Source organism: Klebsiella sp. 141162 (assembly GCF_050600755.1).
Lineage (GTDB): Bacteria > Pseudomonadota > Gammaproteobacteria > Enterobacterales > Enterobacteriaceae > Klebsiella > Klebsiella aerogenes.
The window spans coordinates 365,923-387,675 of record NZ_JAQIRI010000003.1 but is presented as its reverse complement, the minus strand read 5'-3'; the positions used below and the strand labels follow the sequence as shown (position 1 = coordinate 387,675).

Sequence of the window (21,753 nt, the reverse complement as noted above, 5' to 3'; positions counted from 1 at the left end):
CGGTTTTTTATCGCTTATAAAAATAAAGTGAGGGATGTGCTATGCGTAAAATACTCCTTTCTCTGCTGCTGGCAGCCGCGACCAGCGGGCTGGCGCTGGCGGACGACGGCAAGCCGTTCCCGCATATCGGCTGGCGCAGCGCGGATAATCTCGCCGGGCTGGATTTCGGCGGCGCGCTGCGGGCGAACTATCGCTACGAGGACTGGAAAGGCAGTAATTACCGCAACCCGCCGCATCTGCGTTTTGATACCTTCCGTATCGACAGCAGCGGCTTCTATGATAATTATTTCTTTGATGCCGGGTTCTGGTTTCAGGATCACCGTAAATACGCCATCGACCGCGCTTACGTAGGGTATCGCTTCGACAACAATAATAATATTCAACTGGGGATCCCCGGCAAACCATTTGGCCTTGAACCTTATCCGCAATTTGGCTGGTCCTACGGTATTCCGTTTTATTTAGGCTTTGGCGTGAGCGCCGGTAGCGGCGTGAACTATCAATATCACGATAATAACTGGTCGCTGGATGTGGCCTATTTCCCGTGGATGGAACCGGAGAATTTGCGCTATGCGCCGGACGTTGGCGATTACGATCGGCTAAAAAACACTATCTATCCGACTCAGCATCAGCAGCATAATGAAAAGCGCGACCAGGTGAATGTGCGTATTGCGCGGGATTTTCACGGCGGCGGCTGGAATAACGAGCTGGGCGGCTCGCTGGCGCTGGCGCGGTTGCACAACCGCGAGACCGACGACGATGGTACCTTCTGGGCGGCAGGCGTGCACGGCATGTTACATAACGGGCCGTGGCAACTGACCTCGCAGCTGATTCGCTACCAATACGATCCGAAGAACCCAGCGGGCGTCAGCGACGATACGATTCTGATGGGCGGCAACGGCCTGACGCCGGCCTACCTGATCCCGGCGAAAGCGACGACCGCGTCGCTGAACGTCGCCCGCGATGTTGATGTGAAGTGGGGCGGCGTGTCGAAGCTGCGTTTTTACAATGACTACAGCGTGCTGTGGAAAGATAAAAGCGGCTGGAGCGATTCGCAGATGAACACCCTTGGCGTACAGGTCTTCGCTCTGCCGGTGATGTTCTGGGTCGATCTCAGCTGGGCGAAGAACGTTAATCCGTGGGGCGGCGCGCTGAACGCCACCGGCTGGACCAGCACCCAGTCCGAGGGCAGCGGCAAATGGTACTTCCGCACCAACGTTAATATTGGTTATTACTTCTGAGGCGGGAATTTTCCCTGCTCGCGCTGCGCTCAGCAGGGCTACGGTTCTGCGCCGTCTGGTAGCCCGGGTAAGGCGCTAGCCGCCGCTCGGGGGCTTGCTCGCTATCAGGCATGTTGCAACGTGCTGTTGACGCTTTTCAGCGATTGTTGAATATGCCGTAATTCGGCTGTTAGCTTCTCTTCTTTATCGCTGAGAGGCAGCAATACAATGCCGCCATCCATCACCTTAACCGTGACCGGCTTCCCGGTATCGAATCCCGCTTCACGCAGCCACTTGCCGGAAAGGGTAAGACTTGGTGTACTGGTATCCCGGCCATTGGGCCGATAGCCAACCAACAGCTGACGCTCGGTTCCGCTAACGGTGATATCTGGGGTAGAATGCAAATCAGCCATAATCAACTCCTTGATAGTTGGTGAGGTTAGCTCTCATCAGGTATTGCGAGTATCTGATGAGGGCGATTTAAGATCAGGACGGAATCTGGTTAGGTACGTACCTGTATGGTTATACATTGCTCTTTTAGGTACGTACATGTCAACAGCCAAACGTGATACCAATCAGTCAAAATGCGGCAAAGCTCCCACTTTCCAGATACGGATAACGCCGGAGCTAAAAGCGCAGTTTGAGGCTGCAGCAGCAGACGCAGGGATGAGTTTGGGAAACTGGCTCAAGACCCTGGGAAGAAAGGAGCTGGAGAGGCTGGGCATTGAGACTGCTGATAAGTAAGCTTTAACGATCGATTTAACTTTCTGTTCGACTAGGAATACCAACGATCTCCATTTTTATAGCGCCATCATCAGAGAATATTGATGCCAGGCCCTTTCTTATTTTTAATTGATCATTTTCAATTTCACCGTGTGCAATCGGCGAGTAGATAGCGGTTTGCAACTGAACGCGCTCAAAATCATAACCAATATCTTTGGCAATGGCTGAAAGAAGATCTACAAATAAATTATTGCTGTTTTGATTCCAGATAAGGCCGCTGGCGTTATCGTTGTTTGGATATGTTGTATTTAGATGTGAGAAATACAGCTTCCATGCTGATATTACCTGACTTTCTGCTTTGCTTCTTTTAGCTTGTCCTTTCCTTACCCGACCGTAAAAAGCAATATCGATCATATTGAGCGCTCTGACATGTTCATTTGATAGCCTTGCGTTCTGCGACCTAGTGGCCATCAATTGTTTAAAAATATCTATTTTAAGTGTCTTTTTATCAGTATATCTTTCGATAAATTTCTGAACTTGAATGGCAATTACAGGGCTGATTAAAGTCACTATCACCGTTGTGATGGATAGCACTAAACTCATTTTAGAATCCATATTTTTATGAGATATAAAGTTAGAATAACGAAGGATTCAATAGGGTAAGTTATCAATAGAATATTTAATATATGCCGAATGGCCGATAGAGAAGGAAAACTTGGCGGAAGATCACAGGAGTTGAACCTGCCCGGGACCGCTGGCGGCCCCAACTGGATTTGAAGTCCAGCCACCTCACCGGAGATGACGATCTTCCGCGCCTCGATTGCTACATGGAGGCGGGGCGCATTATAGCTACTTTCAGGCATTTACCACATACCTAAACGCACTTTTTTACTGTTAAAACTGGACTTTGCAGAACAGTCTGAGACAAATCCGTTCAAAATCCATGGGTTACACTTTTTCACACTCTTTCGGGCTACCGCGATCACAGAAAACAAGAAACGTAATTTGATAACGAGATATCGCAATTCATCTTACTGCGCCAAAGGTTTAAAAAAACCGTAACCGGTACCAATCCGCGGTGCCGCTAAGGGAATAGTGCGCAAATGAAAGATCATATTCTGTCCGTCAAAGAGAAAATCGGCTACGGTATGGGTGACGCCGCCAGCCACATCATTTTTGATAACGTCATGTTATACATGATGTTTTTCTACACCGATATTTTCGGTATCCCCGCCGGATTTGTCGGTACCATGTTCCTGCTGGCGCGGGCGCTGGATGCGATTTCCGACCCGTGCATGGGCCTGCTTGCCGACCGTACCCGCAGCCGTTGGGGTAAGTTCCGCCCGTGGATCCTCTTCGGCGCTATCCCGTTCGGTCTCGTCTGCGTGCTGGCCTACAGTTCGCCGGATTTAAGCCACAACGGCAAGCTGATCTACGCCGCCGTGACCTACACGCTGCTGACCCTGCTCTACACCGTGGTGAATATCCCCTACTGCGCGCTCGGCGGCGTGATCACCGATAACCCGACGCAGCGCATCTCGCTGCAGTCCTGGCGCTTCGTGCTGGCGACGGCGGGGGGCATGCTCTCCACCGTGCTGATGATGCCGCTGGTCAACTTTATCGGCGGCGAAAATAAAGCGCTGGGCTTCCAGGGTGGCATTGCGGTGCTCTCGGTGGTCGCCTTCCTGATGCTGGCCTTCTGTTTTTTCACCACCAAAGAGCGTGTCGAAGCGCCGCCGAGCAGTACCTCGATGCGTGAAGACCTGCGCGATATCTGGCGCAATGACCAGTGGCGGGTGGTCGGCGTGCTCACCATCCTCAATATCCTCGCGGTCTGCGTTCGCGGTGGCGCGATGATGTACTACACCACCTGGATCATGGGCTCGGCGGCGCTGTTCACCGTCTTCCTCACCACCTACTGCGTCGGCAACCTGATTGGCTCGGCGCTGGCGAAGCCGCTGACCGATTGGAAATGCAAAGTCAGCGTCTTCTGGTGGACTAACGCCCTCCTGGCGGTGCTCAGCGTGGCGATGTTCTTCGTACCGATGGACGCCGAAATCACCATGTTTGCCTTTATCTTCGTCATTGGCGTACTGCACCAGCTGGTGACGCCAATCCAGTGGGTGATGATGTCCGACACCGTCGACTACGGCGAATGGTGCAACGGCAAACGCCTGACCGGCATCAGCTTCGCCGGCACCCTGTTTGTGCTCAAGTTGGGGCTGGCGCTGGGCGGCGCGCTGATCGGCTGGATGCTGGCCGGCGGCGGCTATGACGCCGCCGCTAAAACCCAGAACAGTGCCACCCTCACCATCATTATCGCCTTGTTCACCCTCGTTCCGGCGGTGTGCTACCTGCTGAGCGCGGTAATCGCCAAACGCTACTACACGTTAAAAACGCCGTTCCTGAAAAAAATGATGGCCGAGCTGGCCCAGGGCGCGCGTCGCAACGAACAAGAATTCACGGCAGCCCCGATCGACAAAGAATGGCAAAACTAAGAGGACGTTTTAATGAAAATCAGTGATGGAAACTGGCTCATTCAACCAGGGCTCAACCTGATCCAACCCGTACAGGTTTACGAGGTGGAGCAGCAGGGGAATGAAATGGTGGTTTATGCCGCGCCGCGCGATGTCCGCGAACGCGCCTGGCAGCTGGATACGCCATTGTTCACCCTGCGCTTTTTCTCGCCTCAGGAAGGGATAATCGGCGTGCGCATGGAGCACTTTCAGGGCGCGCTGGATAACGGTCCGCACTATCCGCTGAGCGTGCAGAAAGACGTCCATGTCGAAATAGAAAATACGGCAGAGTTCGCCGAGCTGAAAAGCGGCAGCCTCAGCGTGCGGGTGACTAAAGGTGAATTCTGGGCGCTGGATTTTCTGCGCGACGGCGTGCGTATCACCGGTAGCCAACTGAAAAACAATGGCTACGTGCAGGATAGTAAGACCCAGCGCAACTACATGTTTGAGCGCCTCGACCTCGGCGTCGGCGAAACCGTCTACGGCCTCGGCGAGCGCTTTACCGCGCTGGTGCGCAACGGCCAGACGGTAGAAACCTGGAACGAAGACGGCGGCACCAGCACCGAGCAATCCTACAAGAACATCCCGTTCTACCTGACCAACCGTGGCTATGGCGTGCTGGTGAATCACCCGCAGCGCGTCTCTTTCGAGGTGGGCTCGGAGAAAGTCTCTAAAGTCCAGTTCAGCGTTGAAGGCGAACACCTCGAGTACTTCGTGATCGACGGCCCGACGCCGAAAGCGGTGCTTAACCGCTATACCCAGTTCACCGGCCGCCCGGCGCTGCCGCCGGCATGGTCGTTCGGTCTGTGGCTGACGACCTCGTTCACCACCAACTATGACGAAGCGACTGTAAATAGCTTTATCGACGGTATGGCCGAGCGCCATCTGCCGCTGCACGTCTTCCACTTCGACTGCTTCTGGATGAAGGCCTTCCAGTGGTGCGATTTTGAATGGGATCCGCTAACTTTCCCGGACCCGGAGGGGATGATCAAGCGTCTGAAGGCGAAAGGGCTGAAGGTCTGCGTGTGGATCAACCCTTACATCGGCCAGCGCTCGCCGGTGTTCAAGGAGCTCAAAGAGAAAGGCTACCTGCTGAAGCGCCCGGACGGTTCGCTGTGGCAGTGGGATAAGTGGCAGCCGGGGCTGGCGATTTATGACTTCACCAACCCGGAAGCCTGCCAGTGGTACGCCGACAAGTTAAAAGGCCTGGTGGCGATGGGGGTCGACTGCTTCAAGACCGACTTCGGCGAGCGTATCCCGACCGACGTGCAGTGGTTTGACGGTTCCGACCCACAGAAAATGCACAACCACTACGCATTCATCTATAACGAGCTGGTGTGGAAGGTGCTGAAAGAGACCGTCGGCGAGCAGGAGGCGGTGCTGTTCGCCCGCTCCGCCTCGGTGGGGGCGCAGCAGTTCCCGGTGCACTGGGGCGGCGACTGCTACGCCAACTACGAATCGATGGCGGAAAGCCTGCGCGGCGGGCTGTCGATCGGCATGTCCGGCTTCGGCTTCTGGAGTCACGATATCGGCGGTTTCGAAAACACCGCGCCAGCCCACGTTTATAAGCGCTGGTGCGCCTTTGGCCTGCTCTCCAGCCACAGCCGCCTGCACGGCAGCAAATCCTATCGTGTGCCGTGGGCCTACGACGAAGAGTCCTGTGACGTGGTGCGCCACTTCACGCAGTTGAAATGCCGCATGATGCCGTATCTCTATCGCCAGGCGGCGCTGGCCAACGAGTTCGGCACTCCGATGTTGCGCTCGATGATGCTCGAGTTCCCCGACGATCCCGCCTGCGACTATCTCGACCGCCAGTATATGCTGGGCGATTCGGTCCTGGTGGCGCCGGTGTTCTCCGAAGCGGGCGAGGTGCAGTTTTATCTGCCGGAAGGGCGCTGGACGCATCTGTGGCATAACGATGAATTGCCGGGTAGCCGCTGGCATAAGCAGCGTCACGATGTGCTGAGTCTGCCGGTCTACGTTCGTGACAACACCCTGCTGGCGCTGGGCAACAACGACCAGAAACCCGATTATGCCTGGCATGAAGGCACCGCCTTCCAGCTGTTCCAGCTTGGCGATGGCAATGAAACGGTCTGTCAGGTTCCGGCGGCCGACGGTTCCGCGATCTTCACTCTGAAGGCGAAGCGCCAGGGCAACACCATTACCGTGAGCGGCGAAGGCGAAGCCCGCGGCTGGACGCTGTGTCTGCGCAATATCCCGCAGATAGCGGGCGTGCAGGGTGGGACGCAGGCGGGCAGCGAACTGGGCGTGGTGGTGAGCGCCCAGGGCAATGCGCTGACGATTACGCTATAAATAACAACTCCCGCAGCATATCGCGGGAGTTATTCTTTCTGCGAATTTGAGATCGTTATCACGTATATTAATGACTGAAATGTGATCTGACTTATAAATATCGGTCATTTCTCTGTCTTGTCTTATTTCTGTCCGGATATCCGGACACGATTTAGTATTGTTGTTTACCCCCCGTCTCCCTATATTTATCCTCAATGATTTTCATAGAGATCGCGTCGTATAGCGATATCTTATTGGCATTAATCTGCTATGCAATAAGGGTAAATAATGCAAATGGTTACCTCGCGACAGAACAGATTATTAAAATTTCTCCTGCCTAAACGAGAATACGTTACGTTATTAAAAATGGCTGAATACTTAAATGTTTCAGAAAAAACAGTTCAGCGTGACTTACGTTTTCTTGAACAATGGCTCTCTGACTGGAAAATCAGTATTGATAAACGTGCCGGCGCGGGCGTCATGCTATTGGCTGATAACGTCGCCGATCTGTTGCAATTAGACCAGTTACTCAGTAGCGAAAGTGATGATACAGATGCCATGATGAATAATTCCCGGCGTGTGAAAATTGCTTCTCAGTTATTAAGTGAAACGCCGCGCGAAACATCGATCAGTAAATTGTCTGAACGTTATTTTATTAGCAGCGCCTCGATTGTAAATGATTTAAAAGTGATCGAATCATGGATTAGGCCACTGGGTCTGATGCTTATTCGTAGCCAGAGCGGCACTCATATTGAGGGGAGTGAATCACATGTTCGCCAGGCTATGGCCTTATTAATTAATGGTGTTATTAACCATAATGAACCAGGAAATATTATTCACTCCCGTCTGGATAGTGGTAGCTATAAGGCCCTGGTGCATTATTTTGGTGAAGAAGATGTCATCTTTGTGCAGTCGCTTCTTCAGGATATGGAACGAAAATTAAGTTGGTCGCTAGGCGAGCCATATTACGTCAATATCTTCACCCATATCCTGATTATGATGTATCGCATAACCCGCGGCAATGCCTTACCGCGCCGGGAACAGGGACATCCGTTATTTGATGAGTCCATCTTTCGTATCGCGCAGAATATGCTGCAAAAAATTGAGGCCCGCATTGCCCATCCTTTACCAGAGGACGAAAGCTGGTTTATTTATCAATACATTATTTCGTCCGGCATGCTGGTGGAAGAACGTGATGATGTCAGCATGCTGCGCAATATACATTCCAGCGATGAGGCCCGGCAAATCACCTCCCGGCTGATCGCCCTGTTTTCCTCGGTGGTTGATATCGATCTTACGCATGACACCGCGTTATATGAAGGGCTGCTCATTCATATTAAGCCGCTGCTTAACCGGCTGAATTATCGTATCTATATCCGTAATCCGCTGCTGGAAGATATCAAGGGTGAATTAACAGAGGTGTGGCCATTAACTCTGCGGGTGGTGAATCAGGTATTTGCCGCCTGGGGCGAGAACGCGGTTTCGGAAGATGAAGTGGGTTATTTAACCGTGCATTTCCAGGCCGCGATGGAGAGGCAGGTGGCCAGAAAGCGAGTTCTGTTGGTGTGTTCGACCGGGATTGGTACTTCGCATCTGTTGAAAAGCCGGGTCCTCAGGGCCTTTCCTGACTGGACCATCGTCGGCGTACTGCCAGCGGGTAGCCTACATACGCTACAGCGACAGGATGATATTGAACTGGTCATTTCGACTATTCATCTACCGGAGATTGCGTTACCGGTAGTCTATGTCACGGCTTTTTTTAACGATGCCGATATTAAGCGGGTGACAGAAAAAGTTATCACCGAGAAATTACACCATGCTGCAACATCAACTGCCAGCAATGAAATTTTATATCCATGAGGTAAATAATATGGACATCAGCCGAATTTTAAATACTAAGCGTGTATTGCTGGATATGAAGGCCACGACTAAAAGTGAAGTTATTGAAGAATTAACCGATCTGCTGCAGAAAGATGGGGCCATAAGCTGTCGCGAAACGTTTATTAAGGACGTTTGGCAGCGTGAATCGGAAGGTTCGACCGGATTTGAGAATCACATCGCTATTCCTCATGGGAAATCATCCGCGGTGCTGAATACTACGCTCGCCATTGGTCGTACTCGCCAGGATATTGCCTGGGAAACGCTCGATGGAAGCCAGGTTCGTTGCATTATTTTATTTGCCGTCCGTCTGGAAGACCAAAATACCACCCATATCCGCTTACTCTCCCAGGTCGCTGGAGCGTTGGCCGATGATGACATTATTGCGCAATTGCTCGAAGAAACCAGTCCGCAGAAGATTATTGATCTCTTTAGTCAATATGCTGAATCGGATGTTTACTAACAATAACTATTGGAGTCTGAGATGAATATTGTCTGTGTTGCCGCCTGTACGGCGGGTATTGCTCATACTTATATCGCACGTGAGAAGTTAATGAAAGGCGCGAAAGCGCTGGGCCACAATGTCAAAGTTGAAACTCAGGGAACAATAGGTACTGAGAATGAACTGACAACTGAAGATATCGCTGCCGCCGATGTCGTTATTCTTGCCGTTGATGTGAAAATTAAAGGCGAAGAGCGTTTTAAAAACAAACGAATTGTCCGCGTGAAAACGGAGGTCGTTATTAAGTCACCGATTCAGTTTATCGAAAAGGTCGAGAAATCCTTAGCTAATGCCTGATCCTTATTCTGGAGGGATCTACCATGAGTGAGAATAAACCACCTGTTTCGCAGGAAATTAAAAAGCATTTGTTAACGGGTATTTCATGGATGATACCGCTGATTGTTGCCGCCGGGATCTGCATTGCCCTCGGTCAGGTCCTGGGCGGTACCAATGTCGCCGAGAAAGTCGGCACCATTCCGTGGATGTTGAATCAAATCGGCGGTTGGGGGATGGGGCTCATCGTCCCGCTCATCTGCGCGGCGATTGCATATTCAATCGCCGACAGACCCGGTTTTGCCCCAGGTCTGATAGTTGGGTTTGTCTGCGGGCAAATCCACACCGGTTTCATCGGCGGGATGCTGGGCGGTTTCCTGGTGGGTTATACGGTGCTGCTGTTAAAGCATTACGTTCGATTGCCAAAATCGATGCAAGGGCTGATGCCCATTATGGTGTTGCCGGTATTAAGCACCATTATCAGCGGTCTGTTGATGATGACCCTGATAGGCAAGCCGATTGCCTGGCTGCAGGAGGCCTTGATTCATCTGTTGGAGTCGATGCAGGGCGGTTCACGATTCCTGTTGGGGGCCATTCTTGGCGCGATGGCCACCTTTGATTTTGGCGGGCCGGTGAATAAAACCATGTCGTTATTCGCCGATGGCTTGCTGGTGAGCGGGGTCTATGGGCCGGAGGCGGTCAAGTTTGTCGGCTCCATGATCCCGCCGTTCGGTATTACGTTGTCCTTCCTTCTGACCCGCCATAAATATACCCGTGCCGAAAGTGAAGCGTTAAAGGCCGCCTTCCCGATGGGTATTTGCATGATCACCGAAGGGGTGATCCCTATCGCGGCCCGCGATCTGCTGCGGGTGGTGGGATCCTGCGTCGTGGCTTCAGCGGTGGCAGGCGGCTTGATTATGACCTGGGGCGTGGAAAGCCCGGTGCCACATGGCGGTATGTTTGTGGTGCCGCTATTCACCCATCCACTGCTGTTTTGTCTGGCGCTGGCGATTGGGACGGTTATCTGCGGCGTGATGTTGTCGCTATGGAAAAAACCGGTCACGGAGCGTGATGAAGAGTTTGATGAACTGAGCGACCAAAAAGTCGCCGATGATGAAATCACCTTTACCCTTGAGTAAACGGAGGCCCTATGTTTGCCGATATGAAGCAGATGGTTGAGAAAGCCTGGCGTGAACAGTATGCCCTGCTGGCGATTAACTGTATGAATCTGGAGAGTGCCCGCGCCGCGGTACGCGTGGCGGAAAAATACCGCGCGCCGATTATTCTCAATCTCTATCAGGGCCATCTGGCGCATTTCCCTCCAGCGACGGCGATGGCGGTGGTCAGGACCCTTGCCGAAGAGGCCAGCGTTCCCGTGACCTTGAGTCTCGATCATGGGAAAGAACCGGTGAAGATCCGTCAGGCTTTTCGCGCTGGATTCAGCGGGTTGATGATTGATGCTTCTGCATTTCCACTTGCGGAAAATATCCGCCAGACCCGCGAAGTCACCACTCTGGCTGCCAGCATCGGGCTGTGTGTTGAAGGGGAATTGGGGCATCTGGCGGATGCTCCGCGCTATGACTCTGCGACGAACGCCGACCTGATGACGCAACCTGAGGACGTCGCTCCGTTTATCGAGCAAACCGGTATCGACTTACTGGCGGTCTCCGTCGGCACGGCCCACGGCATGTATGCGCCTGGGGTCACGCCCGCGCTGGACTTTGACCGTCTGGCGCAGGTGCAGCGAGCCTCTTCGGTGCCCTTGGCCCTGCACGGCGGCAGCGGCACGCCATTTGATCAGCTTGCCTGCTGCCCGGCATTTGGCGTGGCGAAGATTAATGTCGGCGCGGCGGTGTTTGAGGCAGGTAAAGCCGCACTACTCCATACCCTTTGCCATGACAGCTCTATTGAACTGGCCGATGCCATGGCGGTGATGGAACACGCCAGCGCTGAAGCTATCGTCCCTTACTTACAAGCATCCGGCGCGATAAACCGCGCCTGATTCACTTATCAGTCACGCCCTTTATGCCAGCGCATATTCGCCCTGGCAGGGCGAACTACACCCTGAAACTGGAGAAGACCATGTTAGTTTCCATGCAAGAAATACTTAAACCGACTCGTGAACACGGCTTTGCTATCGGCGCATTTAACGTTGCGGACAGCTGCTTTATTCGCGCCGTCGTGGAAGAGGCGGAAGCGACAAATACTCCCGCCATCATTTCAATTCACCCCAGCGAGCACGACTTTGTCGGCGATTCCTTTTTTAGCTACGTGCGGGATATCACCCAGCGTAGCCGGGTGCCGTTTACATTACATCTCGATCATGGCGCCTCGGTGGAGCATGTGCTGCGTGCGATCCAGTGCGGTTTTACCTCGGTGATGATCGATGGGTCGCTGCTGCCCTATGAAGAAAACGTCGCTCTAACTCGGGAAGTGGTCAGGCTGGCGCATGCGGTTGGCGTCTCTGTCGAAGGTGAACTGGGGACCATCGGCCAAACGGGAACGTCTGTAGAGGGCGGAGTGTCGAAAGTGACTTATACCGACCCGGCGCAGGCGCAGGATTTTGTCACGCGTACCGGCGTCGACACGCTGGCGGTGGCGATTGGTACCGCGCACGGCATCTATCCAAAAGGGATGCAGCCTGAACTGCAGATGCACATCCTGCGCGATATTGCCGGACGAGTGTCGATTCCGCTGGTGTTGCACGGCGGCTCCGCCAATCCGGATGCGGAAATTGCCGAGGCGGTCACGCTCGGAGTCGGGAAAATCAATATCTCCAGCGATATGAAACACGCCTACTTCCTGAAAGTACGTGAAATTTTAAGTAAAGAGAGCTGGTGGGATCCGAATGTGATTTATCCGGAACCGATTAATGCCGCACGTGAAGTTATTCGCCACAAAATGAAGTTGTTTGGTTCCACCGGCAAAGCAAGCTTGTATTGACCCAGTCGGAAGGCGGGTACGCCCGCCTTCCAATCGGCAGGAGGCAAAGATGAATTACCTCGGACTGGATGTCGGTGGGACGAAAATCGCCGCCGTCGTGATGGATGAGCAGGGACGGGAGCGGGGGCGTTACCGCCGCGCAACACGGAAAGAAAACCGTCAGGCATTTATATCGTGCATCGTGGATTTCGTTGCCGATATTCGCGCGCGGACGGGAACGCCGATGGCTATTGGCATCGCGTTGCCGGGTAGCGTTTCGCCACAGCATGGCGCCATTCGTAACGCCAACATTCAGGTAATTAACGGCTATCGTTTACAGGATGCGCTTGAACAGGCGCTCGGTCAGCCGGTGGTGTTAGCCAACGATGGCAATTGTTTCGCCTTATCAGAAGCATGCGATGGCGCCGGAGAAGGGTTTTCATCGGTTTTCGGCATGACGTTAGGGACCGGCTGCGGAGGTGGTATTACCCTGGAGCGGCAGCCTTTCGTCGGCGCCTCAGGTATTGCCGCAGAGTGCGGGCATATCGCCTTGCCTGGCTATTCTCCTGAGGAGGATGGGCCGCCGACACGTTGTTATTGCGGCAGATTTAACTGTGTGGAGTCTTTTATTTCCGCAACGGGGCTACGTGAACGCTATCGACAGCTCAGCGGAGAGCGTTTGTCGAGCGAGCAGATTCTCGCCCGCGCGCAGGCGGGAGAATCCGCCGCTTGCCATCAGATCCATCGCTTTCGTCAACAGTTGGCGCGGACGCTGGCGACTATTGTCAATATCATCGATCCCGGCGTGATTGTGTTGGGCGGCGGTTTATCCAACGCGCCGCAGCTGGTAGCGGATTTACCATCGGCGGTCGCCCCGTTGGTCTTCACCGACCATTTTTCTACCCCTATCATTTCTGCGCGGCATGGCGACAGTAGCGGTATGCGCGGCGCTGCCTGGCTTGCCGTGCGAAGCGGAGTTAAACCATGAAACGTTCCCAGATTAACTATGCGATAGATAAAGCGCTGGCGATGGCCGAAACTTTTCGCATCAGCCTGCCGGAATTTGCCCACTTTACGGCATCAATCTGGCCGCAGAAGCGGCATGAAGGTTGGCATGAAGTCCAGGATCTACAGCTTGGATGGGATGTGACGGATTTCGCCAGCGGTTGCTTTCGCGAAACGGGCCTTACGCTGTTGACGTTACGCAACGGTTCCTTATCCGACCCGCGTTATACCAAACCCTATGCGGAAAAAATGTTGCAGATTCAGCAAGATCAGCAAACCCCCTGGCATTTCCATTACCACAAAATGGAGGACATCATTAACCGCGGCGGCGGCGACCTCTGCATGCAACTGGCCTGGGCGACGCAGGACGAACAGTTAGACCAACAGCGCCATGTTAGCGTGATGATCGATGGCTGCCAGCGTACGCTGAAACCCGCTGAGACGCTGGTGCTGCATCCGGGGCAGAGCGTCTGTCTACCGGTGGGCCTCTATCATCGCTTCTGGGCCGAAAAAGGGATAGTGATGGGTTGGGAGATTTCAATGGTTAATGACGACCATACGGATAATCGTTTTCTCGAAGCGGGCGGGCGCTTTCCCTCCATTGAGGAAGATGAACCTGCAAGATGGCTGCTGTGCAGTGAATACCGGCAGTGACGTTGAGAGCCATCCCACAGACCGATTTGCCCTCCGGTGGTAGCGTAATCTGCCGCTGAGAGGAGCCCGTAATGGACTTAGAAAATATCTTTCGTGACGTGAAGTTGAGTAAAACCGAAATGACCGTGCTGCGTTTTATTCAGAATGACCCGCAGCTGTGTATCCGTGAAGGGATCCGCACAGTCGCGGAGCGCTGCTACAGTAATCCTTCTTCGCTGGTGCGGCTGGCGAAGAAGCTTAAGTTCAGCGGCTGGCTGGAGCTGGTCTATTTCATCAAGTTCAATATCACCATGCCAAAACTCGATGTCACCAACGATATTGATTATATGAGCATTCAGCCAGCGGAGGCGCTGACGCCGCTGCTGGCAGGCCTTGAGCAGCAGCGTATTTTGATCCACGGCAGCGGCTTTTCGCAGCTGATCGCCCAGTATATTTATAATAAGTTTCTCGTTACCGGCGTGAACGCCAGCCTGGCGCTGTGGCCCGATTACGAAATCCTTGAGCAAAAAAACGCTGCCCGCTTTGATTCTATCTGGATCATTTCGAAATCCGGACGCAGCAGTTCGGCGTTAAATTGGGTTAAGGCGCTGGAAGGTAAGGAGATAAACCTGGTTTGCTTTACCGGCGATTATCAAAGCCCGCTGGCGCAGGCCGCGAATACGGCGTTTATTATTCACGACCCGCAGAAGTTTGACGATGATATTTACTGGAGCAACCCGTTTTTTGGCTACTGCATATTGGGCTTTGAGCGGTTGTTAAAAATGTGGTTTACCAGCGTACGTAGCAATAGGTAGCCCCGCTAAGCGTAGCGCCGCCGGGCAATATCCGCGGATAAGGAGCCGCTTTTGCGCCGGGTGGCGGCTACGCCTTACCCGGCCTACAGTCCGTGCGACCTGCCTTTAATGTCTTCACCACGCTGGCTGAAACTGCCAGTGCTGATGGCCTCAAAATCGCTGAGACGTTCCCGGAAGGCCGGGGCAGCCCGCATGGATGCGGGCTGAGGGCCGTGATTTGCAGGGACGCAGCCTCGGCCCGACCCGAAGCCTGCAGGGATAAGTCGAGGGGACCGCGTAGCGGCGATTTTGGCGGCCAAAGCCCGGGGGTACAGGGGGCGGCGGCGACTGGCCGCCCCCTGTGCGCTCACTGCGCCACGGAAAACATATTGCATAAAAATCAACCGGGAGCGCAATGTCCTCTGAAGCGACATGCGATAAACGTTTTCTCAAGCGAAAAAGTTGCAAATCGATAACAGTATCTACTCAATCGAGCGTGAACTCGTTACCGCCACCCGGCGAACTGTTCATCGTCGAGATAGGCCGCAACCAGCCTCTTCGCCAGCGAATATGAACCGACCAGCGGATGAGCCATTAACGCCCTTACCGCCAGCGATTTGTCCTGCTGCAGAATCGCCGCCACCGCCAGCCGTTCATACTCCTTCACGCTGGCAATCATATTTTTCTGCGCCGTCGGTACCTTAACCGGCGTCACTGGCTTAAGACCCTCTTTGCTCAGATCGCAGCTGATTTCAATTACATCGTCGGGGCGTAAAAAATCGAGCGTGTCGTTATTCTGTATCGACACCACAATGCGTTTGGTGGTGGTGCTGTTGACCGCCTCCAGAATATCCAGCGCCACCCCGGCGTAGCCGCCGGTATCCGGCTCTTCGATAAACTGCCGCAACGTTAACGGCTCGCGAGTATGGAATTTTTCCTGCTGCGACTCGTTCTGCATATAGCTGTTTTCGCGGCGCAGGTAGTGCTTCATCCAGATGGTAAAGGCCGCCTGCGGATCCGCTTTAACATCCACGCCGCTTAGCTCCTGACGCATATCGTGGTTGATACGGGCAATCTGCTCGCCGCGGGTCTCCGGCGCCTGTTGAATCGCTCGTAGCGCCACTTCGCGATAGTAGTAGTAATAGAGATACTCGTTGAGCAACTGGTTATCGCACAGTTTGACCAGCTCCGGCGAGAAGTACTGCATCGCCGTTTTGCGATACAAATCCGGGTTGGCGACCAACTGGGCGGTAACATCTTCCCCGCGCACGGTGAAATGCGTAAACCAGGAAAAGTGGTTTAAGCCGTAGCATTCCACGCTCAGGTCGTGCGGGTCGCAGCTGAGGATCTCCGGCAGCTCGCGGATGAGCTCCGACGGCGCATCGCAAATCCCGTACACCCGGCGTTTGAAACCGGATTTGATAATCGCCTCGGTAACCAGCCCGGACGGATTGGTAAAGTTAAACAGGATCGCGTCTTTGTCGGCGTGTTCCTCGATCAACTGACAGTAGCGCAGGATCGCCGGGATCGAGCGCATCGCCATGGCAAAACCGCCTGCGCCGGTGGTCTCCTGGCCCAGCGTGTTATGCTCCAGCGCAATCCGCTCGTCGCGGATGCGGCTCTCATCGCCGCCGACGCGCAGCGTGGTAATCACGTAATGGGTACCCTGCAGCGCGGCAATCGGATCGCTGGTGGTAGTAAAATGAATATCCGGGCGAATGGTATTAAATACATAGCGGGCGATTTCACCAAATAGCGATAAATTCTCCGCTGAGCTATCCTGAAATACCACTTCCGTTAAACCAATGCGGTGCGCGTTATAAGCCAGCGACTTCGCCAGAAATGCAGAGCGTACGCCGCCCCCGCCTAATACGGTTAATTTCATACATTACTCCCAATTAATTTTCTGCTAGCCAGCTATCAACCCGGGAACGGACTTGCCCGACTTTGACGCCATAAATAACCTGAACTTCATTACGATTGCGTACTACGCCATTTGCGCCGGTGCTTTTTAATATTTCATCATCAACTAATGCCATATTATGGACAACCACCCGCAGGCGCGTGAAACAGTTATCAACGGAGATAATATTGGCTTTACCGCCTAAACCATTAATAATTTCATCCGTCATCGACTGCGGGCCGCTGACTTTTTTACGGTAGTCCGCCTTACTGTATAACTTGACGTTATCGTCATCCTCGCGGCCCGGCGTTTTCAGATTTAACTTCACGACCAGCGTGCGGAATATCGCGTAATAAACGATAAATTGGCCAATACCGATCAGCACGTACCCAGGCCAGCGGGTTAACGACACCGGCAGCGGCAGGTTGTAGATCAGAAATTCAATCAGGCCGGAGGCGCCCCACGGTCGCACGGTGAAGATGTCGCAAATTGCCTGTGAAGCGGCGGTTAAGGTCGCATGGATCACCCACAGCAGCGGCGAGACAAATAAGAAGGTGAACTCAATGGGTTCGGTGATGCCGGTTAGCATCGAGGTGATAATCGCCGGCAGCAGAATCGCCTTCGCCATCGCTTTCTTCTCCGGCTTCGCGGTGTGATAAAACGCCAGCGATGCGCCCGCCAGGCCAAAGATGGTGGTCATCCCCTGTTGCGAGAAACGCAACGCGTCGTTCATCACCGGGGTCAGGTCTGGATGGCGCATATAGGCGAGGAAAATCGCCTGGGTGCCGGAGACCACCTGGCCATCGACATTCAGCGTGCCGCCGATTTGCGTGAGCTGGAAAGGCGACCACACGAAATGGTGCAAGCCGGTGGGAATAAGGAATTTTTCAAAGAAGCCGTAGACAAACACTCCCGCGACGCCGGCGTTCTTCATAAACCCGGTCAGCGCGCTAATACCGTGGGTCATAAACGGCCAAATCCAGGTAAAAGCAATGGCGTAGCAGATAATGACTGGCGTCATCGCGACCAGCGTCAGCTTCGCCCCGCCATACATCGATAGCGCGCCGGGCAGCTCAATATTGGAGACTTTATTATGTACCCAGGCAATGGTGCAGCCAAGGATGATTCCGAGGAATACCCCCATATCGACGACCACAAAGCCTAATAGCTGCGTTTGCCCGGTGCCGTAATATTCGCCGTTAATTTTTTCCGCCACCGCATGCGTATGTTCCAGCCATGAATGGTTGGCGCCGAGAAACATGATAAAACACATCACCGAGACAAGCGCGACTTCCGTTTTTTTATCTTTTGCCAGGCCGTAACTTATTCCCACGCAAAACAATAATCCGAGGTTACCGAATAATGGCCAGAAGGTATCGCCAAGCAGTTGCCCTAATTGATGAAGGAAACTGGTTTCAGCAATAAGAGTTGGGTTAGTTAAGACGGAACTGAGAGCCAGAATTAATCCAATGACCGGCAAGAACAATACTGCGCCGATCATGGCCCTGGAGAATTTTTGCATATTCTCCAGAATACGTTGACGTATTACAGACATGGTTGTTCCTTTTATTTTTGTAGGTACAGGGGATCATTATTTTTATCAACTTCCAGTATTTTGGTTATAGCAATTCTGATATTTGAAAGGAACCTGTTGCGGGAAATAGGTACAAATAGCCGCTCATTGCGCACAGGTTTCAGAACCCTCTCCCTGAAAGGGAGAGGGAGCGGTCAGAGCTGAGTTTTGCGGGGAGAGGGCAGGGTGAGGATGACTTTACTGCGGCGCGGCGGGCGCGTTGCTAACCTCGCCGTTGCGCATCACCTGCGCCGCCTGCTGCTTATCCATATTGGCGGCGCTGAGCTGGCCGTTGACGCTCGGTTTCAGCGGCGCATTGGCCTGCACGCTACCGTTCGCGGTTAGCTGGAAGTTGCCGTCGCCGCTAATCGGCAGCGCAGGCCAGCCCCAGGCCTGCAGAATATTCAGCGGCACGCCGCGGCCGTTCAAGCTCAGATTAACCTGGCGTTGCGGCAATTGTGACACCGCGGCGGTCGCCTGCAGAATGCCGCGCTCGGTAAAAGCGCTCAGCTCGCTAATGTTGACCGTCGAAGCGTTCGCGCTCAGCTTCAGCGACGGGCGGCGTACGTCGATGCGGTTGAAGGTCGCGGCGGCGGCATTGAGGTTGGCGCTACCGTTCCACACGCCCCACTGGCCATCTTTCACCAGCTGTAGTTCACCGCCGTAACCGTCCAGCGCGGTGATCTGCCACGGGAAGGCCGGGTCGATATCGATAATCAGATTTCGGCTGGCGCTGAATTTCTTCAACGTCAGGCTTTGCAGCCAGCCCGGCATCGGCTCCATCCACAGCTGTTTCCAGTTGGACGGCAGCGTATATTCCAGCCCGGCGAAGACGGCATCGTCGAGCACCAGCGCATTACCGGCGCGCAGCCAGTTGCCGGAGGTACGCACCATGCCGCCCTCCCAGCGGGAGCTGAACTGGCGCAGCGCAATGCCCTGCGGCGAGAATTCGGCATTGACGATGGGATCGAGGAAATTCAACGAACCGTAGATAAACTCGCTGGCGTTCATCGATAGCGTCCCGTCGTCGCTCTGCCAGCCGTTATGGCTCAAAGTCAGATTGCGCAAGTTGAGGTCGAGGTCGGTCACCGCCCAGCCTGGCCCCTGCAAACGAGCATCGGTCACATCCAGCCGGCCAATCTGCAGCGACGGCACCGAGGTGAGCGGCGCAAGGAACTCATTCAGCGGTTTGGTGCTCTGTAGCCGAATTTCATTCAGGCGCAGGTTATCAACCAGCCAGCTACCGTCGGCGCGGCGTTTGGCGTTGCCGGTCAGCGTGCCGCGCGCGATATCGGCGCCAAGGGTGCTAAGGGTCACCTCGCCGTTATCAATTGCCCCCTGGATCAGGACGTTGCTGGCTTCGACGCCGTTAATATTCATCGAGCCCGCGCTCATCTGAATTTGCGCTTTTCTGCCCAGCACGTCGCCCGCTTCCGGCTGCCACGGCATCACGCCGCCGGTCACCCGCTGCGCGCTCAGGTTCCACTCGCTGTCCGGGCTGTTAAAGGCCATATCGCGTAGCTGCAGGCGGTCGGCGGCAAACGGCATCGAGGCGGAAGCCGGAGAGAGATTCAGCGTGCCGTCGCTGAGGACGATTTCATCGGCGTGCAGCGGGTCGCTGAACTGGCGGGTGCTAAAACCGATATCCACCGTTCTGGCGACCAGCGTCGGCGGCTTGCCGTCGCGGCCAAAGGTGACATTTTGCAACTGCAGATGCAGTGGGGAAGAGAAGTCATGCGCCATCTTATCGAAGGCGATTTTCCAGCCGGTGCTTTCGCTTAACCAACTGCTCGCCTGGCGCGCCCCCCAGCGGGTTTGCAGCGCAAAGTAAGCGGCGACGATAACGACCAGCAGGGCGATCAGCAGCCAGAGAATCAGCTTTCCAAGAAATTTCATGATCTTCCATCCTGATAAGTACACATCACCGTGTTATGCACGATTTATGCGCAATCCTCAAGGCAGGAATAGTGAAATGAGATGAAGTGAGGTGAAGAGATGTTACAGCCGCCGCGCTCCCTGGTCGCTGTGGCGATACCGGGGAGCGCAACTTCAATGCGTTAGTTCTTCTCAGGTGGGAAGATTAAATTCAGAACAATCGCCGTGATACCGCCAGCGGCAATACCGGAGGAGAGCAGGTTTTTCAGCCAGTCCGGCGCGAACTGCAGGATCAGCGGCTGCTGCGATACGCCGAGACCCACTGCCAGAGAGAGGGCGATAATCAGAATGGCGCGGCGATTCAGCGGCTCGCGGGAGACGATGCGCACGCCGGATGCGGCAATGGTACCGAACATCACCAGCGTCGCGCCGCCAAGTACCGGCTCAGGAATATGCTGTACAAAGCCGCTTACCGCCGGGAACAGGCCGAGCACAATCAGCATCAGCGCCACCACAAAGCCCACATAGCGGCTGGCGACGCCGGTCAGCTGGATCACGCCGTTGTTCTGGCCGAAGCAGGAGTTCGGGAAGGTATTGAAAACGGCGGAAACAAATGAGTTCAGGCCGTTCGCCAGTACGCCGCCTTTCAGGCGTTTCATATACAGCGGGCCGGAGACCGGTTGTTCAGAAACGTCGGAGGTGGCGGTGATATCGCCGATCGTTTCCAGCGAGGTGATCATAAAGACCAGCATCAGCGGCAGCAGCAGGCTCCAGTCGATGCCCAGGCCGTAATAGAGCGGCGTAGGGATAGTGATCAGGCTGCTGTTGGTAGGCGCGGTGTTAGCCGGCAGCATATCGAGGAACCACGCCGCCAGATAACCGGCAGCCATCGCGATGACCAGCGAGGCGATGCGCAGGTACGGGTTGCGCTGGCGGTTGAGGATAATGATCAGCGCCAGCACGATGCCCGCCAGCAGCAGGTTTTTCGGCGCGCCGAAGGTGTGGTCGGCCATCGCCGCATAGCCGCCGCCGATAGAAGTCAGGCCAACCTGAATCAGCGACAGGCCGATAATCATCACCACCACGCCGGAGACCAGCGGCGTAATAATGCGGCGCGCCAGATGCAGAACCCGCGAGAGGACCATTTCGGTGCAGCTCGCCAGCATCAGGGTGCCGAACAGCGCGGCCATCATCGTCGGCACGTCGGCGCCGCCGGTTTTCAGCGCGGTGCCGCCCATAATCAGCGGGGCGACGAAGTTGAAGCTGGTGCCCTGGATGGAGAGCAGGCCGGAGCCTACTGGTCCCCAGGCTTTAATCTGGATAATGGATGCCACGCCGGAGGCGAACAGCGACATGCTGATGATGTGTTGCGTATCTTCGGCCGGAAGGCCGAGCGCCTGACAGATAAGCAGCGCCGGGGTGATGACCGCGACAAACATCGCCAGCAGGTGCTGGAATGCGGCAAACAGCGTTTGCGGAAGCGGCGGACGGTCTTCGAGGCGATAGATTAATTCGCTGGCTGGTTTATGCGCAACCGGTTGCGCATTTTCTGACTCTGCGGTCGTAACGGACATCACAAACAATCCCAAGGTGGCAAAGCGGGAATTTTATCGGACTGTAGACCAAAAGCAAACGTTTGCCACGATT

General features: G+C 54.5%; 19 protein-coding genes and 1 tRNA gene. 13 read left to right on the top strand and 7 right to left on the bottom strand.

Translation table 11 applies throughout. From position 1 onward, the window contains the following. Positions 1 to 41: 41 nt before the first annotated feature. Positions 42 to 1,238: a hypothetical protein gene (locus PGR23_RS13010; protein WP_015703847.1), complete on the top strand. Its 1,197-nt coding sequence runs from the start codon at positions 42 to 44 to the stop codon at positions 1,236 to 1,238. A gap of 104 nt (positions 1,239 to 1,342) precedes the next feature. On the opposite strand, the gene PGR23_RS13005 is transcribed toward PGR23_RS13010, so the two are convergent. Next, positions 1,343 to 1,630 (bottom strand): SymE family type I addiction module toxin, encoded by a 288-nt coding sequence (locus PGR23_RS13005; RefSeq protein WP_396279302.1) that lies wholly within the window; start codon positions 1,628 to 1,630, stop codon positions 1,343 to 1,345. Positions 1,631 to 1,766: 136 nt separating this feature from the next. Between PGR23_RS13005 and PGR23_RS13000 the strand changes: the two genes are divergently transcribed. Beyond that, positions 1,767 to 1,961, top strand: coding sequence for a toxin-antitoxin system HicB family antitoxin (locus PGR23_RS13000; protein WP_015703844.1), 195 nt, complete (start codon positions 1,767 to 1,769; stop codon positions 1,959 to 1,961). A 15-nt stretch (positions 1,962 to 1,976) separates the two neighbouring features. Here the strand turns inward: PGR23_RS13000 and PGR23_RS12995 are convergent, their stop codons facing one another. Together PGR23_RS12995 and PGR23_RS12990 are read right to left on the bottom strand one after the other, a co-directional pair. Then, positions 1,977 to 2,543 (bottom strand): DUF6680 family protein, encoded by a 567-nt coding sequence (locus tag PGR23_RS12995; RefSeq protein ID WP_289577798.1) that lies wholly within the window; start codon positions 2,541 to 2,543, stop codon positions 1,977 to 1,979. A gap of 113 nt (positions 2,544 to 2,656) precedes the next feature. Continuing rightward, a tRNA-Sec gene (locus PGR23_RS12990) sits at positions 2,657 to 2,751 on the bottom strand. Between the two features lie 292 nt (positions 2,752 to 3,043). Between PGR23_RS12990 and PGR23_RS12985 the strand changes: the two genes are divergently transcribed. The 11 genes from PGR23_RS12985 (at position 3,044) to PGR23_RS12935 (ending at position 14,776) form a co-directional block, all read left to right on the top strand. Beyond that, entirely contained in the window at positions 3,044 to 4,438 is a 1,395-nt protein-coding gene (locus PGR23_RS12985) for a glycoside-pentoside-hexuronide family transporter (RefSeq protein ID WP_047066665.1), read from the top strand. A gap of 12 nt (positions 4,439 to 4,450) precedes the next feature. Then, complete coding sequence (gene yicI / locus PGR23_RS12980) at positions 4,451 to 6,769, top strand: alpha-xylosidase (protein ID WP_396279303.1); 2,319 nt, start codon at positions 4,451 to 4,453, stop codon at positions 6,767 to 6,769. Between the two features lie 267 nt (positions 6,770 to 7,036). Then, complete coding sequence (locus PGR23_RS12975; RefSeq protein WP_047078207.1) at positions 7,037 to 8,608, top strand: BglG family transcription antiterminator; 1,572 nt, start codon at positions 7,037 to 7,039, stop codon at positions 8,606 to 8,608. A gap of 10 nt (positions 8,609 to 8,618) precedes the next feature. Beyond that, the gene (locus PGR23_RS12970; protein WP_213293131.1) at positions 8,619 to 9,089 is read left to right on the top strand and encodes a PTS sugar transporter subunit IIA; all 471 of its coding nucleotides are present in this window, start codon (positions 8,619 to 8,621) and stop codon (positions 9,087 to 9,089) included. 21 nt (positions 9,090 to 9,110) lie between these two features. Beyond that, on the top strand, positions 9,111 to 9,425 hold the full coding sequence (locus PGR23_RS12965) for a PTS fructose transporter subunit IIB (RefSeq protein ID WP_015369119.1): 315 nt from the start codon (positions 9,111 to 9,113) through the stop codon (positions 9,423 to 9,425). A 23-nt stretch (positions 9,426 to 9,448) separates the two neighbouring features. Beyond that, entirely contained in the window at positions 9,449 to 10,540 is a 1,092-nt protein-coding gene (locus PGR23_RS12960) for a PTS fructose transporter subunit IIC (RefSeq protein ID WP_015369120.1), read from the top strand. Positions 10,541 to 10,551: 11 nt separating this feature from the next. Continuing rightward, the gene (locus PGR23_RS12955; RefSeq protein WP_047078204.1) at positions 10,552 to 11,403 is read left to right on the top strand and encodes a class II fructose-bisphosphate aldolase; all 852 of its coding nucleotides are present in this window, start codon (positions 10,552 to 10,554) and stop codon (positions 11,401 to 11,403) included. 80 nt (positions 11,404 to 11,483) lie between these two features. Then, entirely contained in the window at positions 11,484 to 12,344 is an 861-nt protein-coding gene (locus PGR23_RS12950; RefSeq protein WP_045386571.1) for a ketose-bisphosphate aldolase, read from the top strand. 49 nt (positions 12,345 to 12,393) lie between these two features. Continuing rightward, positions 12,394 to 13,311 (top strand): ROK family protein, encoded by a 918-nt coding sequence (locus PGR23_RS12945; RefSeq protein ID WP_396279304.1) that lies wholly within the window; start codon positions 12,394 to 12,396, stop codon positions 13,309 to 13,311. Continuing rightward, positions 13,308 to 13,982, top strand: a complete 675-nt coding sequence (locus PGR23_RS12940) for a D-lyxose/D-mannose family sugar isomerase (RefSeq protein ID WP_047078202.1) — start codon at positions 13,308 to 13,310, stop codon at positions 13,980 to 13,982. Before PGR23_RS12945 ends, PGR23_RS12940 begins: the two co-directional genes overlap by 4 nt. Positions 13,983 to 14,053: 71 nt before the next feature. Continuing rightward, complete coding sequence (locus PGR23_RS12935) at positions 14,054 to 14,776, top strand: MurR/RpiR family transcriptional regulator (protein WP_015369125.1); 723 nt, start codon at positions 14,054 to 14,056, stop codon at positions 14,774 to 14,776. 484 nt (positions 14,777 to 15,260) lie between these two features. Here PGR23_RS12935 and PGR23_RS12930 read toward each other — a convergent pair whose 3' ends face one another. The 4 genes from PGR23_RS12930 to PGR23_RS12915 form a co-directional block, all read right to left on the bottom strand. After that, on the bottom strand, positions 15,261 to 16,640 hold the full coding sequence (locus PGR23_RS12930) for a glycoside hydrolase (protein WP_045390560.1): 1,380 nt from the start codon (positions 16,638 to 16,640) through the stop codon (positions 15,261 to 15,263). Positions 16,641 to 16,653: 13 nt separating this feature from the next. Continuing rightward, a complete protein-coding gene (locus PGR23_RS12925) occupies positions 16,654 to 18,213 on the bottom strand; it encodes a PTS transporter subunit EIIC (RefSeq protein ID WP_015369127.1) in 1,560 nt (519 codons plus the stop codon). A 216-nt stretch (positions 18,214 to 18,429) separates the two neighbouring features. Further along, a complete protein-coding gene (locus PGR23_RS12920; RefSeq protein ID WP_396279305.1) occupies positions 18,430 to 20,127 on the bottom strand; it encodes an AsmA family protein in 1,698 nt (565 codons plus the stop codon). A gap of 161 nt (positions 20,128 to 20,288) precedes the next feature. Beyond that, complete coding sequence (locus PGR23_RS12915) at positions 20,289 to 21,680, bottom strand: nucleobase:cation symporter-2 family protein (RefSeq protein ID WP_015369129.1); 1,392 nt, start codon at positions 21,678 to 21,680, stop codon at positions 20,289 to 20,291. Positions 21,681 to 21,753 lie beyond the last annotated feature (73 nt).